Raw genomic sequence first — 15159 nt, forward strand, 5'->3', positions numbered from 1 at the left:
GCTGAGTCAGGCAAATAAAGCGGAGAGACAACATGTTTGAATTTATGGATAGCCACACTGACGAAGCCGTCATTAAAGTGATCGGTGTAGGTGGCGGCGGCGGTAACGCTGTCGAGCACATGGTTCGTCAAAATATTGAGGGTGTTGAGTTTATTACCGTCAACACCGATGCCCAGGCACTGCGTAACTCTAGCGCCAACACTACCCTGCAGATCGGCGGTGGCATCACCAAGGGTCTGGGTGCCGGAGCCAATCCGGAAGTGGGTCGTGATGCGGCCATGGAAGATCGCGAAGCACTGCGTGAGCTGCTGACCGGTTCCGACATGGTGTTCATCGCCGCCGGTATGGGCGGTGGTACCGGTACCGGTGCTGCGCCGATCGTGGCCGAAGTGGCACGCGAGATGGGCATCCTGACCGTTGCTGTGGTGACCAAGCCGTTCTCCTTTGAAGGGAAGAAGCGGATGGGGTTCGCCGCCCACGGTATCGAAGAGCTCTCCAAAAACGTCGACTCCCTGATCACCATCCCCAACGACAAGTTGCTGAAGGTGCTGGGTCGCGGTATCTCCCTGCTGGATGCCTTCAAGGCGGCCAACGATGTACTGCTTGGCGCGGTACAGGGCATTGCCGAGCTGATCACCCGTCCGGGCTTGATCAACGTCGACTTCGCGGACGTGCGTACCGTGATGCGTGAAATGGGTACCGCCATGATGGGTACCGGTTCCGCCTCTGGTGATGACCGTGCCGAAGAAGCGGCCGAGAAAGCCATCTCCAGCCCGCTGCTGGAAGATGTGGATCTGGCCGGTGCCCGTGGCATCCTGGTCAACATCACCGCCGGTATGGACATGACCATCGAAGAGTTCGAAACCGTGGGTAACGCGGTCAAGGCCTTCGCTTCCGAGAACGCCACTGTAGTTGTGGGTACCGTAATCGATCCGGAAATGCACGACGAACTGCGTGTGACCGTGGTTGCTACCGGTATCGGTGCCGAGCGCAAGCCGGACATCACGCTGGTCAAGAGCAGCCAGGTGCAAGAGCGCCCGGTGCGTCAGCCGCTGGTTAGCGACATGATGCAAGGCCGCGTGATGGACGAAGCCCCGGCCAAGGTGGTCAACGCCGAGCCGCAAGCTCGTCGTGAACCGGATTACCTGGATATTCCGGCGTTCCTGCGCAAGCAAGCTGATTAAGCCTCTTATGGCTCTTGTTTGTTTGTTGTTCAAGGAATGTGCTAAGATGGCCTGCCAACGACCATCTGGTCCGGATTTTAAGCTGTTTAGGGTACACCCATGATTAGACAAAGAACCTTGAAAACGAGTGTACAGGCGACTGGTGTCGGCCTGCATTCGGGCCGGAAAGTCACCATGACGTTCCGTCCGGCGCCTGTGAACACAGGGATCGTTTACTTGCGTACCGACCTGAATCCTGTGGTGGAGCTGCCAGCCAATGCCGATCAGGTGCGCGATACCGTGCTCTGTACCGCTCTGGTCAACGAAGCCGGTGTCCGTGTCTCTACCATTGAGCACCTCTCCGCCGCGCTGGCCGGGATGGGGATCGACAACCTCTACGTTGAGGTTGACGCGCCCGAGATCCCGGTGATGGATGGCAGTGCGCATCCCTTTATCTACCTGCTGCAGGAAGTCGGGATCCGTGAGCAAAATGCGGCCAAGCAGTTTGTGCGGATCAAGAAGAGCATCCGGGTTGAAGACGGCGACAAGTGGGCGGAATTCCACCCCTATCGAAACGGCTTCAAGATGGATCTTGAGATCGATTTCCAGCATCCGGTCTTTGAAGGGCGCAATCAGCGTTGCGTACTGGATTTCTCCGGTGCCTCCTTCGTGAAAGAGATCAGCCGTGCCCGTACCTTCGGGTTCATGCGCGATATCGAGTACCTGCGTTCCCAGAACCTGGCGCTGGGCGGAAGCCTGGAAAACGCCGTGGTACTGGACGACTATAGGGTGCTGAACGAAGACGGTTTGCGTTATGAGGACGAGTTCGTCAAGCACAAGATGCTGGACGCGATCGGTGACCTCTATATGTGTAACCGCAGCATCATCGGTGAGTTCCGTGCCTACAAGACCGGACATGCCCTGAACAACAAGCTGCTGCGTGCCTTGCTGGCCGAGCAGGAGGCTTGGGAACTGGTGACCTTCGAGGGTGAGGGCGACAAAGCGCCTATCGCTTACTACGATAACGGTCTGGTTCTGGCCTGATAGCTGTGCAACGGAACGTCGGTCCTCTCTCCGCACCGACGTTCCGTCATTTGTTTACTCCATCCTTTAATACCGATTATCTCCCGGTTTTATTTCCCGTGCAGGCTCCTGGCCGCACCTGACCGAGCAGACTGATTTCTATGAGCATTACCCTGATCCTCCACGGCAAGCAGCGACGCAAGTTGCACCTGCCCAAACAACGTCTGGCCTGGGTCGGCGGTATTCTCTTCTCCCTGTTGGCCCTTGGTGGTGGTTGGCTCTGGCAGAGCTGGCACCAGAAAATGGAGGCGCTGGAAGTGGCGCTTGCCGTTGCCGAGCAACAGTCCGTTGACCAGAGTGGTGACGAAGCCCGTGAACAGTTGGCAATGCTGGCTGCTCAGGTGGGTACCATGCAGGGGCAGCTTGGCCGTCTCAATGCCCTCGGCGAACGATTGACCGAGCAGGCCGATCTCGATCCCGACGAGTTCAATTTCAAAGAGCTGCCCCCAATGGGCGGCCCTTCTTATGATGAAGAGCTGGAAGTGAGCCTCAACGAGCTGCAAGCCTCGATGAAACACCTCAGCCAGCAGCTCAGCAGCCGCGAAGAGCAGCTGTCGGTACTTGAATCTTTCATCATGAATCACCATATCACCGATGCCGGTTTTATTTCCGGCACGCCAGTCAAGCAGGAGCGAGTTTGGGTCTCGTCCGGGTTTGGTGGACGGGTCGATCCGTTCAACGGGCGTGCCAAGATGCACAAAGGGGTCGATTTCCGTGGCAAACCCGGAACCCCGATTCTGGCCACCGGGCCCGGCATTGTCAGCTGGGCGGGCCGTCATCCGGAATTTGGCAATATGGTGGAGATTAATCACGGCAATGGCCTGGTCACCCGCTATGCCCACAACTCCAAGTTGCTGGTCGAGGTGGGCACCCTGGTTGATCAGGGTCAGAAGATTGCCTTGATGGGACGCACCGGTCGCGCGACCGGGGTCCATCTGCATTACGAAGTGTTGAAAGATGGTCGTCAGGTCAACCCCGCACGCTTTCTCAGTGCCAGCCGGGGTTAGGTTTTTTTCTTCAGGTTCCAGTGACGGAACGCTTTTATAACCAGAAATAGTTGGTACCCATGATTAGCACACTGCTTACCAAGATTATCGGCAGCCGGAACGACAGAACGCTCAAGGCTTTGCGCAAAATTGTAAAACAGATCAATGCCATGGAGCCGCAGTTCGAGGCTCTCTCCGATGCCGAGTTGCAGGCCAAAACGGCTGAATATCGTCAGCGTATCGAGCAGGGTGAGACCCTGGAGCAGTTGCTGCCGGAAGCGTTCGCGACCGTGCGTGAAGCCTCCAAGCGGGTGTTTGGCATGCGCCACTTCGACGTGCAGCTGATCGGCGGCATGGTGCTGAACTCCAACCGTATCGCGGAAATGAAGACTGGTGAAGGTAAGACTCTTACTGCGACTCTGCCAGCTTACCTGAACGCACTAAGTGGCCGTGGTGTGCACGTGGTAACGGTGAACGACTATCTGGCCAAGCGTGATGCGGAGGCGAACCGCCCGCTGTTCGCCTTCCTCGGCATGACCGTCGATTGCAACGTGCCTGGTATGGATGCGTCCCAGAAGCGTGACGCCTACGCCGCCGACATCACCTACGGTACCAACAACGAATTCGGTTTTGACTACCTGCGCGACAACATGGCGTTCTCGCCGGAGCAGCGGGTACAGCGTCCGCTCAACTACGCGCTGGTGGATGAGGTGGACTCGGTGCTTATCGATGAAGCCCGTACTCCGCTCATCATCTCCGGCCCGGCCGAAGACAGCTCAGAGCTCTATATCCGCGTCAACAAACTGATCCCGCTGCTGGTCAAGCAGGACAAGGAAGACACCGAAGAGTACACCGGCGACGGTCACTACACGGTGGACGAGAAGAACCGTCAGGCCCTGCTGACCGAAAACGGTCAGATCTTCGTGGAAGAGCTGCTCAAGAAAGAGGGGCTGCTGGACGAGAACGACTCCCTGTTCTCCGCCTCCAACATCAGCCTGCTGCACCACGTCAATGCGGGTCTGCGTGCTCACACCCTGTTCGAGCGCAACGTCGACTACATCGTCCAGAAAGACGAAATCGTCATCGTTGACGAACATACTGGCCGTACCATGCCGGGTCGTCGCTGGTCCGATGGTCTGCATCAGGCCGTTGAAGCGAAGGAAGGGGTGAAGATCCAGAACGAGAACCAGACGCTGGCATCCATCACCTTCCAGAACTACTTCCGTCTCTACAACAAGTTGGCGGGCATGACAGGTACTGCAGATACCGAAGCCTTTGAATTCCAGCAGATTTATGGCCTGGATACCGTGGTTATCCCGACCAACAAGCCGATGGTGCGCAAAGACATGGGCGATCTGGTCTACCTGACCGCCAATGAGAAGTATGCCGCCATCATCGAAGATATCCGTCAGTGCGTGGCCAAGGGCCAGCCTGTACTGGTTGGTACAGTCTCTATCGAGAACTCCGAGCTGCTCTCCGGCATCCTGACCAAGGAGAAGATCCCGCACAAGGTGCTGAACGCCAAGTTCCACGCCATGGAAGCGGAGATCGTCGCCCAGGCCGGTCAGACTGGCGCGGTCACTATCGCCACCAACATGGCCGGTCGTGGTACCGACATTGTGTTGGGCGGCAACTGGCAGGCAGAGATTGCCAAGCTGGAGAACCCGACCAGCGAGCAGATTGCCGAGCTGAAAGCCGCCTGGCAGGTGCGTCACGATGCGGTGCTAGCCGCCGGTGGCCTGCACATTATCGGCACCGAGCGTCACGAATCCCGTCGTATCGACAACCAGCTGCGCGGCCGTTCCGGTCGTCAGGGTGACCCGGGTTCCTCCCGTTTCTACCTCTCCATGGAAGATACCCTGATGCGGATCTTCGCCTCCGATCGCGTGACCGGCATGATGAAGAAGCTGGGCATGGAAGAGGGCGAAGCCATCGAGCACCCGTGGGTCACCAAGGCGATCGAAAACGCCCAGCGCAAGGTGGAAGGTCGCAACTTCGACATCCGCAAGAGCTTGCTGGAGTTTGATGACGTTGCCAACGACCAGCGCAAGGTGGTCTACGAGCAGCGCAACGAGCTGCTGGATACCAACGACATCTCCGAGACCATCCACGTTATCCGTGACGACGTCTACGGTGCGGTCATCGACGAGTACATCCCGCCCCAGTCTCTGGAAGAGATGTGGGACGTGCCGGGCCTGGAAGCACGCCTGAAGGCAGACTTCGCGCTGGATCTGCCGCTGCAGCAGTGGCTGGCGGAAGATGACAAGCTGTATGAAGAGAAGCTGCGCGAGCGCATTCTGGACGAAGCCACCAAGCTCTATGCCCACAAGGAGGAGCTGGTTGGCAAAGAGGTGCTGCGCAACTTCGAGAAGGCAGTGATGCTGCAAACTCTGGATGGTCTCTGGAAAGAGCATCTGGCGGCCATGGATCACCTGCGTCAGGGCATCCATCTGCGCGGTTACGCCCAGAAGAACCCCAAGCAGGAGTACAAGCGCGAGTCCTTCGATCTGTTCACCCAGATGCTGGAAACCCTCAAGCGCGACGTGGTCAGCATCCTGAGTCGTGTTCAGGTTCAGGAGCGCGATGTGGAAGCGATGGAAGAGCAGCAGCGCCAGCAGGCGGAAGCCGCTCCCCGTACCTATACCCACGCCGCTGCAGAGAGCCAGCTGGCCGATGAACAGGCCGCAGGCGAAGAGGGCCACACCACCTTCGTACGTGACGAGCAGAAGGTCGGTCGCAACGATCCCTGCCCGTGTGGTTCCGGCAAGAAGTACAAGCACTGCCACGGTCAGTTGACCTGATCGACGCTATGCCATAACAGGCGGGCCAAGTGCCCGCCTTGTTATTGGTGGCAACAAGCGAACAGAGGTAATTGATGGAACAGAAAAAACGGATCTGGGTGGCGGTTGGCGTCATCGAGAATGAACGGGGCGATATCTTCATCGCCAGACGCTCCTCTGATCGCCATCAGGGGGATCGCTGGGAGTTTCCCGGTGGCAAGGTAGAGTCGGGCGAGGATCTGCTTACCGCGCTGGATCGGGAGCTGTGGGAAGAGATCGGCATCCGGGTATTGGATTGTGCCCCCTTTATGGAGCTGCAGCACGACTACCCCGAGAAGCAGGTGTTGCTGGATATCTGGAAGGTGACCCGTTTCAGCGGCGAGCCGTTCGGCAAGGAGGGGCAGGAGTGTCTGTGGGTGCCGGTGGCCGAGCTGAACAACTACCACTTCCCCGATGCCAATGGCCCGATTGTCGCGCGGCTACAGGGTCTGCTGGCGTGAGCCGGTAGCAATCAACAAGCATGAAAAAAGGCCAATCGGCCCTTTTTTCATATTGCAGAGGTGAGTGACCGAAGGCTTATAGCCACTGGTCACCCTCTTCCGGATCCGGCAGCAGATCCGGGTTGATCTCCCCCGGGATCCGCTTCTCTTCATCCGCCCATTCGCCGAGATCGATCAGCTGGCAGCGCTTGCTGCAGAAGGGGCGGAACGGACTCTGCGGGCCCCATTCCACTTCGCTCTGGCAGGTCGGGCACTTTACCTTGGTGACCATAAGCGCTCCTTAGCAGCAGGCGAGCTGGAACGGCACGTCGCCAATCGGCTGTTCTGCGGTAGGCAGAAAGCGCAGGGCGAAGCGGTTCTTGTGGCCGCTCAGAGTCGGGTAGCAGAACAGATTGCCCGGCAGCTTGATGCGGATCAGCTCGGCGCTCTCGGCGGTGTCCTGGAAGAAACCGTTGCTGGCAACCTGCTCACTGAAGCTACCTGATTCACGCCACAGGCGCAGCAGCAGGGTGATGGCATTCATCAGTAGATTGATATCGCTCAGCCAGCCCTGCATCTGCTGGTGACGGGTGATGGCCGGGGTGCCGAGCCAGTGGTGCAGCTGTGGCACATCGAAGGCACACAGACCACCCGGGATGGAGAAGCGCTGGCGGATGGAGCCGAGCAGACGATCCTCTTTCAGGCGGGCACCCGGGCGTGGTGAATTGAGCAGGTTGCGGGAGAGCTGGCTGCTCTCTTGCTGCATCAGTTTGATCTGCTCCAGATCGACATCGGGCAGGCTGGCCCAGTGGCTCAGACGCTGGCCGAGACGCTCCAGATCCTTGATGAGATCGGCGCGCAGGTCACCACGCTCCAGCAACTCCTGCAGATCGAACAGCCCCTTGAAGAAGGCGATATGTGCCCAGGATTGTTCACTCTCCAGATTGTCGCGGATCTGGGAAAACAGGGACTCCAGACGAAGATAGGTCCGGCTTTTTTCATTGAGGGGGAAATCGTAAATCATGCCTAATCCTGGCCAGCCATAAACCGGCCTAGTGTACTCACACTTGGCGGGCTTGTTGAGAGGCAATTGCCAGATATGTCTCGTGCAGCGCCAAAATCCGCGTTTTAATCGCCATTTCGCTGCCATTGTGGTTTTCGATGACATCATCCGCCGCCGCGAGGCGTTCCACCCGACTCGCTTGGGCGGCGATGATGGCCCGGGCCTGCTCGGCCGATACCCCATCACGGCGACAGGTGCGCTCAATCTGGGTGGCTTCATCCACATCGATCACCAGCACCCGGTTGGCGAGGCCGGTGAGTCTGTTCTCCACCAGCAGCGGCACCACCAGCAGGCAGTAAGGAGAACTGGCCGCGGCACATTGGCGCTGCATTTCGCTGCGAATAAGCGGGTGAAGCAGGGCATTGAGCCACTCCTTGGCCTGTGGGTCGCTGAAGACCCGCTCGCGCAGGGCGCGACGGTCGAGTTGACCGCTCGGATCAATCACATCCGGGCCAAAATGGTCGGCGATGGCGGCAAGGGCCGGGGTGCCCGGCTCGACCACTTCGCGGGCGATCATATCGGCATCCACTACCTCGATACCCAGCGCGGCAAACTGATTGGCGATAGTGGTCTTGCCGCTGCCGATACCACCTGTGATAGCAACTACATACATGGGGGCCTCTTGCTCAAAGCAGGGTAGAGAGATACCAGCGGGTGATGGTATCGCCCCACAACAGGGCGATCCAGCCCGCGATGGCGAGGTAGGGGCCGAAGGGGATAGGCTTGCCCTGATGGTGTGTGTGCAAGGCGATCAGGCTGATGCCGATCACGGCGCCGACCAGAGATGAGAGCAGCAGAATTATGGGCAGCGCCTGCCAGCCGAGCCAGGCACCCAGCGCCGCCAGCAGCTTGAAGTCGCCATAGCCCATCCCCTCCTTGCCAGTGAGCAGCTTGAAAGCCCAGTAGAGGCTCCAGAGCACCAGATAGCCCGCCATGGCGCCGATCACTGCATCAGCCAAGGGGACGAAGCCACCTGCCAGATTGAACAACAGTCCGCCCCACAGCAAGGGCAGGGTGAGCTGGTCGGGCAGCAACATCTTGTCGAGATCGATAAAGGTGAGGGCAACCAGCACCCAGGTCAGCAGCAGGGCCGCCAGCGTGCCCCAGCCCGGGGTTATGACCATGGCAACGGCCACCGAGAGCAGGGCTGTCAGCAGCTCTACCAGCGGATAGCGGGCCGAGATGGGGGCCTGACAGTCACGGCAACGCCCTTTGAGCCAGAGCCAGCTCAGCAGCGGGATGTTCTCCAGCGCAGTGATGGCGTGGCCACAGTGAGGGCATGCGGAGCGCGGCACCATCAGGTTGTAGCGCTCTGGTGCAGTAGCCTCCTCATCGGGGGTGAAGTAGCTGTGATACTCGGCCTGCCACTCCCGCTCCAGCATGATGGGCAGGCGGTGGATCACTACGTTAAGGAAGCTGCCGATCATCAGGGAGAAGAGAAAAACCAGCGAGAAGTAGAGCCAGGGCAAGCTGTGAGCCAGCTCGAGAAGAAGTGTCATAACCAACCGTCAGTTATTGAATGAGGGGGAGGGCATGGTTGTGGTGCCATGCCCTGATGAATCAGCCTACCACGTCGCCAAGCTTGAAGATGGGCAGGTACATGGCGATAACCATGCCGCCGACCAGCACCCCGAGCACCACCATGATGAGGGGTTCCAGCAGGCTAGTGAGGCCATCGACCAGATCATCCACCTCCTGTTCGAAGATGGTGGCGACCTTGGAGAGCATATCATCGATGGCACCGGACTCCTCACCGATCATCACCATCTGGATCACCATGTCGGGGAAGAGATCGACGGTGCGCATTGCAACGTTGATCTGCATACCGGCCACCACCTCGTTGCGGATCGCCATGACCGCGGTGCGATAGACATAGTTGCCGGAGGCGCCAGCCGCCGAAATCAGCGCATCCACCAGCGGAATACCGGCGGAGAAGGTGGTTGACAGAGTACGGGCAAAGCGAGCCATCGCCGCCTTGTGCAGGATCATCCCGACCACCGGAATGGTGAGGACGAACTTGTCGGTATTGTCTTTCACCTTCTGGGAGGCCCGCCAGGCCCGCACGTAAAGGAAGATGCCAAGGGCCGTGCCACCAAAGAAGACATACCACCAGTTCTGCATAAAGCGGGAGATGCCGATAACAAACTGGGTGAACACCGGCAGCTCGGCACCAAAGCTCTTGAAGATATCCTCGAACTGCGGAATGACGAACAGCAGCAGGATAGAGGTGACCACGATGGCGACCAGAATGACCATGGTGGGGTAGAACATCGCCTTCTTGATCTTCGACTTGAGCGCTTCCGACTTTTCCCGATAGGTGGCGATACGGTCGTAGATGGTCTCCAGCGCACCGGATTGCTCACCGGCTTCCACCAGATCGCAGTAGAGATCATCAAAGTAGAGGGGATGGCGGCGCAGCGCCTCCGACATGGGGGTACCGGTCTCCACATCGGCGGCAATCTGCCCCATCAGCTCGCGCATCGAGGCTTTCTCGTGGCTGCGGGCGATAATCTGCAGGCTCTGCACCAGCGGTACACCGGCGGAGAGCATGGTGGTGATCTGACGGGAGACGATGGCGATATCCATCGGCTTGATCTTGGCGCCGCCCTTGGAGAAGAGCCCCTGGGATTTCTTGGCTACCTTGGTGACGTTGACCCCCTGCTTGCGCAGTTCGGTCTTGACGGTGTTGATGCTGTCGGCCTGCAGCTCGCCGGAGACCTTCTGCCCCTTGCGATTAACCCCGTGCCAGCGGAAGGCGAAGACTTTCTTGGGGGCATTGTTCTTTTTCGTTAGGGTTGCCATCTTTGCATCCTGCAATGGGGTTGGTTGTCAGAGCCTGGCTCTGCACGTCACCAACCTGGTCAAGGTGCCCGACTGGCTTGATGCCTGCGGGGTACTGATAGGGTGGGTGGTACCTTCTTGGCGCCAGCCCGGTCACTTTAATGCCTGATTATTCTGTCATTCGGGCTGTCATCTATTCCGTGTTCGTGAACGACGAATTCGCTCTGCCAACCAAACCGGCGGGTCGTTTCGCCACACGGATCAGTTGGTGGTGACCCGATTGACCTCGGCCAGACTGGTGACCCCGAGCCGGGCCTTCTCCAGTCCCGAGGTGCGCAGGGTGCGCATCCCCTCCTTCTGCGCGATAGCGGCGATTTGCAGGGAGTTGGCCCCTTGCATGATCAATTTGGCGATGTTCTCCGACATCAGCATGATTTCGTAGATGCCGACCCGCCCCTTGTAGCCGCCGGAACACTCCTTGCAGCCGACCGGTTTGAACAGTCGAAGCCCTGCCGCCAACTGCTGCGGCGTAAAGCCCAGCTCCAGCAGTTCTGCTTCCGGCACCACTTCCGGCGCTTTGCAGTGGTCGCACAGTTTACGGGCCAACCGCTGGGCCATGATCAGGGTGACCGAGGAGGCGATGTTGAAGGCCGGAACCCCCATGTTCATCATCCGGGTCAGGGTCTCGGCGGCGGAGTTGGTATGCAGGGTGGAGAGCACCAGGTGACCGGTCTGCGCCGCCTTGATAGCGATCTCGGCGGTTTCGAGATCGCGAATTTCACCCACCATCACCACATCCGGGTCTTGCCGCAAGAAGGAGCGCAAGGCGCTGGCGAAGGTGAGCCCCGCCTTGGGGTTGACCTGCACCTGGTTGACGCCGGGCAAGTTGATCTCCACCGGATCTTCGGCGGTAGAGATATTGACCTCGGTGGTGTTGAGAATATTGAGGCCGGTATAGAGCGAGACCGTTTTGCCCGAGCCGGTGGGGCCGGTCACCAGGATCATCCCCTGCGGTTTGGAGAGGGCGCGCAGGTACTGCGCCTTCTGCCGGTCATCAAAGCCGAGTTGCTCGATATTGAGGCGTGCCGCCGAGGAGTCGAGCAGACGGATAACGATCTTCTCCCCCCACATGGTGGGCAGGGTGTTGACCCGCATATCCATCGACTTGTTGCGCGACAGCTTCAACTTGATGCGGCCATCCTGTGGCAGCCGCCGCTCGGCGATATCGAGTCGTGCCATGACCTTGAGGCGAGCGGAGAAGCGGTTGGAGAGATTGACCGGCGGGGTGGCAATTTCATGCAGAATGCCGTCGATGCGAAAGCGTACCCGATACTTGAACTCATAGGGCTCAAAGTGCAGGTCTGAGGCGCCGCGCTTGATGGCATCCATCAGGATCTTGTTGATGTACTTGACAATGGGAGCATCGTCATCGGCGGTATTGACACTCTCGTCCAGCCGGCTGTTTTCGTCGGAGACCTCGAGATCCGAAATCTCGGATTCGTCGATATCCTCCATGCCGAGGGCGTCATTTTCGCTCTCCAGCAGCTTGCCGATGGCGGCGGTGAGCTTGTTCTCCTCCACCAGCAGCGCTTCGGTATGAAGACCGAAGCTGAAGCCAAAGTCCTCCAACGCCGAGACATTGGTCGGATCCGACATGGCGATATAGAGGGTGTGGCCCTGGGTGTAGATGGGCAGCACATGGTGTTTCTCAATCAGCTTCTGATTGAGGTACTTCTGCGGGATCTCGGCCAAGTCGAAGGCGGCAAGATCCAGCAGAGGTACCCCATACTCCAGCTCGCAAAAGTCGGCGAGCGCCTTGCTGTCGAGGATCTCGTTCTCTATCAGAAATGTCACAAAGGGTTTGCGCTGGGCCTTGGCCTGGCTCAGATAGCGCTGGGAGTCCTCTTCACTGATCAGTGAAGAGGCGGCCAGGCTTAACGCCAGGCCGCTATTAGGGCTAGAGGTCATGCCTTAGCAAAGGTCTGCGGGAGTGCAGGTCCCTACCCAAGTGACTTGCTTGGTGGTTGCATTAACTGTACCTGTCATAGTGTAAGTTCCTGCTGCTGCAGAGGTACCAACAGCGGTGATAGTAGGCGTTCCACCTGACACAGAAGCTGTTACGCTTGCCACTTTTGCGGTATTAAATGCGCCAGATACGGCTGCAGCACCTGCTGCTGCGCATGTACTTCCGTCAGTTGTTTGGAAACACACCTCCATTGCTGTCTTAGCAGGGCCTGTTGCAGAAATGACCTCTGAAAATTTCGCTTTATTTGTATAGCTTTGATAGGCCGGCAGTGCCACCGCCGCCAAAATGGCCACGATCGCGACCACGATCATCAGTTCAATAAGGGTAAAACCCGATTGTTTCTTCATTTCGCTCTTCATGGAAAATGTCCTTTTATCCTTGGTTCCTGGGAAGTGTCGGTGGAAAATCATCCGCACGTCAGTATCTTATCCGAGCTGTCAGGGGTGGCAACAGAGATTGCTGCCTTTGTTAACTACTTTCATGTCATTTACCAAAAACTTGATGCGAGTCATAAAATAAGTGGCTTCTTATGACTCTTTGTTACGGGTGAAAGCGGGTCCGTCATTACACTCCTTTGCTGAGGGATCCTGCATAAAGAAAAGGCGCCTATGGCGCCTTTTGCAAGTTGTTTATCCGGTTAGGTCGAGTATTTGCTCAGGCCTGCGGGGTGAATCTCACTGCTGGATAAAGCGCATGGAGAGATCGAGCGCCCGTACATGCTTGGTCAGCGCCCCGACAGAGATAAAATCGACACCGGTGGCGGCAAACTCGGCCAGAGTATCCAGCGTCACATTACCGGAGACTTCGAGCTTGGCGCGGCCCTGATTGATGGCGACCGCTTCCCGCATCATGGTCACGTCGAAGTTGTCCAGCATCACGATATCGGCCTTTGCCGCCAGCGCCTGTTCCAGCTCTGCCAGTGATTCCACTTCCACCTCCACCGGTTTGCCCGGATTGAGATGACGAGCCTCATTAATCGCCTCGGCGATGCCGCCACAGGCGAGGATATGGTTCTCTTTGATGAGGTAGGCGTCATAGAGGCCGATGCGGTGATTCTTGCCACCGCCGCAGGTGACCGCGTACTTCTGGGCGGTGCGCAGCCCGGGGATGGTTTTGCGGGTGTCGAGCAGGCGGCAGTCGGTGCCCTCCAGTTCAGCCACATAGCGGGCGGTGAGGGTGGCGACGCCTGAGAGGGTCTGGACAAAGTTCAGGGCATTGCGTTCGCCGGTCAGCAGCAGGCGGGCAGGGCCGTGGAGGCGAAACAGCTCCTGATTGGGGGAGAGCACTTCCCCATCCTGCACCTTCCACTCCACCTTCACTTCGCCACCGAGCTGGGCCTTCAGTTGCAGGAAGACTTCATCCACCCAAGGCTGGCCGCAGAATACGCCGGCTTCACGGGTGATAACCCGGGCGCTGGCCATCCGGTCGGCCGGGATCAGTTGTGCGGTGATATCGGCGCTGGCGTCCGGTTGGTCCAGCGCGGTGAGGGCATCGCCCAGATCTTCGAGTAGTGCGGCGCGCACGGCGCGGCTGACATCCTGTTGAAACATGCCTTATTCCTGCAAGGGTCTGAGCAGCAGTTGCCGCTCCTTTTGAACCAGCTCCAGCCGACCGAGGGCGTTCATGCCAACCAGCACTTCGTCACCGTCTGCCGCCGGATTGATAAAGATGGCCAGATCGTACAAGGTCAATGGCCCCATCGCCAGCGTTTCGATGGTGCCGTTGCCGACCCGTATCTGCCCCGCAGCGGTATTGACCTGGCTGCTGCCATGAGCGGTCAGGCCGAGCCGCTCGGCAACCTGCTGCGGGATGGTGATGCGAGTGGCGCCGGTATCGAGCAGCAGTTGCACCGGCTGGCCGTTGATGGCACCCTCCAGACGATAGTGGCCGCTCTGGTCGGCTCGCAGCAACAGCTCGCCGCTGGCGGTGACGCTTGGTTGGTTGCGGGAGTGAAAATAGAGGGTCAGCAGGCCCATCAAAGAGAGCCAGGCCAGTAACCACATCCAGCGTGCCGTGTGCTGCATACCCCATCCATATCGAGCGGAAGATGACTCAGCCTAACATACCATTTCCCGTTGATTCAGTGAGTTGGTGCCGGCTTGCCTATCAGGTATCTTCGTTTTCTCGCCATTTATCAGCCAACTCGAGTAGCCGATGACTCAACTCGCTTCGCAACCTTGTTTCTCTATCGATGCCGCTGGCTGGTGCCAGCAGGCGCGCCGGGTGCCTTCTCCCCATCACAACGAACGGGCCGCGCCGGATGATATCTCCCTGCTGGTGGTGCATGGCATCAGCCTGCCACCGGGGGAGTTTGGTGGCCCCTTTATTGACGATCTTTTTATGGGGCGGCTCGACCCCGATGCCCATCCCTATTTTGCCGGTATCCATCAGTTGCGGGTTTCGGCCCATTGCTTGATCCGCCGTGATGGCGAGTTGGTGCAGTATGTGCCGTTCGGCGCACGCGCCTGGCATGCTGGTATCTCGAGCTGGCAGGGGAGAGAGGCATGCAATGACTTCTCCATCGGCATCGAGCTGGAAGGGACCGACGAGACCCCCTACACCGAGGCTCAATATCGGGCATTGGCAGGGCTCACTCGAGCCATTTCAGAACGCTATCCGGCGATTACCCGCGAAAAAATTGTCGGTCATTGCGACATAGCTCCAGGGCGCAAGACGGATCCTGGAGCCAGTTTTCAGTGGGATTACTACCGTCAGTTACTAAACAGCTAAAGTAAATATTCAAATTTAGTTTGGATTTTAAAATCAATGGCTTGCCTATCTGGCAGGCCATTTTTGTC

General features: G+C 58.4%; 15 protein-coding genes. 6 read left to right on the forward strand and 9 right to left on the reverse strand.

Translation table 11 applies throughout. From position 1 onward, the window contains the following. The first annotated feature begins 32 nt into the window (after positions 1–32). The 5 genes from ftsZ to mutT all read left to right on the forward strand — a co-directional run bounded on the left by ftsZ (position 33) and on the right by mutT (position 6512). Complete coding sequence (gene ftsZ, locus ACW5XC_RS08695) at positions 33–1184, forward strand: cell division protein FtsZ (protein WP_005336147.1); 1152 nt, start codon at positions 33–35, stop codon at positions 1182–1184. A gap of 99 nt (positions 1185–1283) precedes the next feature. After that, on the forward strand, positions 1284–2207 hold the full coding sequence (gene lpxC, locus ACW5XC_RS08700; protein ID WP_005336146.1) for a UDP-3-O-acyl-N-acetylglucosamine deacetylase: 924 nt from the start codon (positions 1284–1286) through the stop codon (positions 2205–2207). A 140-nt stretch (positions 2208–2347) separates the two neighbouring features. Next, the gene (locus ACW5XC_RS08705; protein ID WP_005356628.1) at positions 2348–3253 is read left to right on the forward strand and encodes a M23 family metallopeptidase; all 906 of its coding nucleotides are present in this window, start codon (positions 2348–2350) and stop codon (positions 3251–3253) included. A gap of 59 nt (positions 3254–3312) precedes the next feature. Next, positions 3313–6033, forward strand: coding sequence for a preprotein translocase subunit SecA (gene secA, locus ACW5XC_RS08710; RefSeq protein WP_005336144.1), 2721 nt, complete (start codon positions 3313–3315; stop codon positions 6031–6033). Positions 6034–6107: 74 nt separating this feature from the next. Continuing rightward, positions 6108–6512, forward strand: a complete 405-nt coding sequence (gene mutT / locus ACW5XC_RS08715; RefSeq protein WP_042053534.1) for an 8-oxo-dGTP diphosphatase MutT — start codon at positions 6108–6110, stop codon at positions 6510–6512. A gap of 76 nt (positions 6513–6588) precedes the next feature. On the opposite strand, the gene yacG is transcribed toward mutT, so the two are convergent. From yacG to ACW5XC_RS08760, 9 genes are all read right to left on the reverse strand, one after another. Next, a complete protein-coding gene (gene yacG, locus ACW5XC_RS08720) occupies positions 6589–6783 on the reverse strand; it encodes a DNA gyrase inhibitor YacG (protein ID WP_042053535.1) in 195 nt (64 codons plus the stop codon). Positions 6784–6792: 9 nt separating this feature from the next. After that, positions 6793–7515, reverse strand: coding sequence for a cell division protein ZapD (gene zapD, locus ACW5XC_RS08725; protein ID WP_005336141.1), 723 nt, complete (start codon positions 7513–7515; stop codon positions 6793–6795). A 37-nt stretch (positions 7516–7552) separates the two neighbouring features. After that, complete coding sequence (gene coaE, locus ACW5XC_RS08730; protein WP_042053536.1) at positions 7553–8167, reverse strand: dephospho-CoA kinase; 615 nt, start codon at positions 8165–8167, stop codon at positions 7553–7555. Positions 8168–8180: 13 nt separating this feature from the next. Then, positions 8181–9053 carry a prepilin peptidase gene (locus tag ACW5XC_RS08735; protein WP_042053538.1) on the reverse strand — a complete coding sequence of 291 codons (873 nt, stop codon included), beginning with the start codon at positions 9051–9053 and terminating at the stop codon, positions 8181–8183. A 61-nt stretch (positions 9054–9114) separates the two neighbouring features. Beyond that, on the reverse strand, positions 9115–10356 hold the full coding sequence (locus tag ACW5XC_RS08740; protein WP_005336136.1) for a type II secretion system F family protein: 1242 nt from the start codon (positions 10354–10356) through the stop codon (positions 9115–9117). A gap of 240 nt (positions 10357–10596) precedes the next feature. Beyond that, positions 10597–12303: a PilB family type IVa pilus assembly ATPase TapB gene (tapB, locus tag ACW5XC_RS08745; RefSeq protein WP_005336134.1), complete on the reverse strand. Its 1707-nt coding sequence runs from the start codon at positions 12301–12303 to the stop codon at positions 10597–10599. Positions 12304–12306: 3 nt separating this feature from the next. Beyond that, positions 12307–12720 carry a pilin gene (locus ACW5XC_RS08750; protein ID WP_074042658.1) on the reverse strand — a complete coding sequence of 138 codons (414 nt, stop codon included), beginning with the start codon at positions 12718–12720 and terminating at the stop codon, positions 12307–12309. Between the two features lie 315 nt (positions 12721–13035). Then, complete coding sequence (gene nadC / locus ACW5XC_RS08755; protein ID WP_042053539.1) at positions 13036–13911, reverse strand: carboxylating nicotinate-nucleotide diphosphorylase; 876 nt, start codon at positions 13909–13911, stop codon at positions 13036–13038. 3 nt (positions 13912–13914) lie between these two features. Further along, positions 13915–14385 (reverse strand): retropepsin-like aspartic protease family protein, encoded by a 471-nt coding sequence (locus ACW5XC_RS08760; protein WP_040068932.1) that lies wholly within the window; start codon positions 14383–14385, stop codon positions 13915–13917. Positions 14386–14515: 130 nt separating this feature from the next. Here ACW5XC_RS08760 and ampD point away from each other — a divergent pair, with 130 nt between their 5' ends. Continuing rightward, positions 14516–15091, forward strand: a complete 576-nt coding sequence (gene ampD / locus ACW5XC_RS08765; RefSeq protein WP_042053541.1) for a 1,6-anhydro-N-acetylmuramyl-L-alanine amidase AmpD — start codon at positions 14516–14518, stop codon at positions 15089–15091. Positions 15092–15159: the final 68 nt, after the last annotated feature.

The organism is Aeromonas sp. 25-AL00135 (assembly GCF_054052385.1).